General features: G+C 59.2%; 1 protein-coding gene. It reads right to left on the reverse strand.

Features of this window, described 5'->3' with window-relative positions; translation table 11 throughout:
• Window positions 1-223 (reverse strand): EF-Tu/IF-2/RF-3 family GTPase (locus tag EGN72_RS00085; RefSeq protein WP_255417398.1); only part of this gene is annotated, 223 nt, incomplete at both ends.

A 223-nucleotide genomic window follows, 5' to 3' on the forward strand; every position in this document is an offset into this window, starting at 1 on the left:
AGCGGGCTTGCACAGAACCTGACCACGCTCGATGCCTTCACGGTCAACACCGCGCAGCAACAGGCCAACGTTGTCACCAGCTTCACCCTGATCCAGCAGCTTGCGGAACATTTCAACGCCCGTGCAAACCGTTTTCTTGGTGTCGCGGATGCCCACGATTTCCATTTCTTCGCCGACCTTGATCACGCCGCGCTCAATACGACCGGTGGCAACAGTGCCGCGG

Source organism: Pseudorhodobacter sp. E13 (assembly GCF_003991405.1).
Classification (GTDB): domain Bacteria; phylum Pseudomonadota; class Alphaproteobacteria; order Rhodobacterales; family Rhodobacteraceae; genus Pseudorhodobacter.